Below are 1798 nucleotides of genomic sequence, written 5' to 3' on the forward strand. Positions count from 1 at the left end.
AGATCGAGGAGCTCGGCGGCGCGGTCGACCCGGTCGTGCGGGAGCAGCTGCAGGACGAGTTTCTGCGGATGCAGGCGGCGGTGCGCAAGACGGTGCTGCTGGTGACGCACGACATCGAGGAGGCGGTGCGGCTCGGCGACCGGATCGCCGTGTACGGGCAGGGGCGCATCGAGCAGTTCGACACGCCCGGAGCGGTGCTGGGCACGCCGGCGTCGCCGTACGTCGCGGAGTTCGTCGGCGCCGACCGGGGGCTGAAGCGGCTGTCGGTGACCGCGATCGAGCCCGGCGACCTGGAACAGCCGCCGATCGCCCGGCTGTACGAGCCGGCCGGGCAGGCCGCCGACCGGCTGCGCTCGGAGGGCGCGCGCTGGGCGGTGGTCCTGGACACGCACGGCGATCTGCACGGCTGGGCCGGGATCGACGAGCTCGGGGCGGGCGGTACGGTCGGCGACCTCGCGCACCGGATGAACGCCTGGGTCCCCGTGGGCGCACCGCTCAAGCAGGCCTTCGGCGTGATGCTCCAGCACGACGCCGGCTGGGTCGCGGTGCTGGACGGCGCCCGCTTCCTCGGCGTGCTGACCCCGGCCAAGCTGCACGAGGCACTGCGACGCTCGGTGGACGCGGACGCGTTGGGCGTGGCGCGGGGTCAGGTGACGTTCGACTCGGTGGCCGACGCCTGACCGACCGGCGCCGGCCCGCCTACTTGAGCAGCCCCTTGTCCTCCAGATACGTCCGGGCCACGTCCGTCGCCAGCCGGCGCCAGCTGTCGACCTGTTGGTTCATGGACGCCAGATCGGCGGTGGTGAGGACGTCGTTGAGCCTGTCGAGGGCCTTGGCGGGGCCGGGGCCGCCCGCGCGGGCACGGTTGACGACGGGGACGACGTAGTCGGCGTTCTGGAGGTGCTTGTCGTCGGCGAGGAGGACCAGGCCGAACTCGTCGAGGGTGGCGTCGGTCGTGGTGGTCAGCACCATCTGGTCCTGGCCGCTCTGCACCGCCCGTTTGGCCTGGGTGGTGCCGACACCCTTGGGGTCGACGGCGATGATGTCGATGCCGTAGGTCTTCTTCAACCCCGGTGCACAGTAAGGGCGTTGGACACACTCGTCACCGGCGGCGAGGCGCACCCGGAGGCCGGAGGCGCCGAGGTCGCTGAGCGTCCTGAGGTCGTGGCGTCGGGCGTAGGAGGCGCTCACCGCGAAGGCGTTCTGGTCGACGGCCCGGCCGGGGTCGAGGACGGTCAGACCGCGAGGTGTGGCGAGGCGGCGCAGTGCTGTCATGGTGGCGTCGAGGTCGGGTGAGCCGACCGGCGGCGCGTCCGCCCCGTTGGCCTTGGCGTTGAGCCAGTCGGCGAAGGTGGCCGCGTACTCCGGGACCACGTCGATCTGGCCGGATTCGAGGGCCGGTTCGTACAGTTCGCGGTTGGCGACGGTCAGGAGCGAGGTCTGGTAGCCGGCCTGGTTCAGCAGCAGGGCGTACATCTGGGCGAGCAGGTCACTCTCGGTGAATCCGGCGGAGCCGACGGTCAGATGCCGGCTGTCGCCGGGCGGTGCGGTCACCTCGCCCTGGTTCTCCAGGGAGGGGCCGGTGGCGCAGGCGGTCGAGAGCAGAAGCAGAACGGCCACCAGGGTGGTACGGCAGCTCATCCCGAGCCCCTCGCCCACGCCGGTGCCAGCCGCTCGGCGACCTCGAAGACGCCCTCGACGATCAGCGCGAACACGGCGACGAGCACGGCACCGGCCACCACCTGCGGCGTACTGGCCAGGTTGAATCCGGCGGTGATGATCCGGCCCAGCCCTCCCC

At 72.0% G+C, this 1798-nt stretch carries 2 protein-coding genes and 1 pseudogene; 1 reads left to right on the forward strand and 2 read right to left on the reverse strand.

Annotation, left to right across the window (positions count from 1 at the left end; all coding sequences use genetic code 11):
* A partial coding sequence (locus tag StrepF001_RS45190) for a CBS domain-containing protein (protein ID WP_346657031.1) occupies positions 1 to 680 on the forward strand: 680 nt, incomplete at its 5' end.
* 19 nt (positions 681 to 699) lie between these two features.
* Here StrepF001_RS45190 and StrepF001_RS45195 read toward each other — a convergent pair.
* Both StrepF001_RS45195 and StrepF001_RS49270 read right to left on the reverse strand, forming a co-directional pair.
* Positions 700 to 1641, reverse strand: coding sequence for an ABC transporter substrate-binding protein (locus tag StrepF001_RS45195; protein WP_129803873.1), 942 nt, complete (start codon positions 1639 to 1641; stop codon positions 700 to 702).
* A pseudogene (locus StrepF001_RS49270) lies at positions 1638 to 1798 on the reverse strand (ABC transporter permease); the annotation flags it as partial. The pseudogene StrepF001_RS49270 and the gene StrepF001_RS45195, both read right to left, overlap by 4 nt.

The organism is Streptomyces sp. F001, assembly GCF_004187715.1.
Classification (GTDB): Bacteria; Actinomycetota; Actinomycetes; order Streptomycetales; family Streptomycetaceae; genus Streptomyces; species Streptomyces flavusporus.

Excerpts from the sequence above, each read along its gene's own strand:
- StrepF001_RS45195 (WP_129803873.1), bottom strand. The coding sequence starts at position 1,641 with ATGAGCTGCCGTACCACCCTGGTGGCCGTTCTGCTTCTGCTCTCGACC.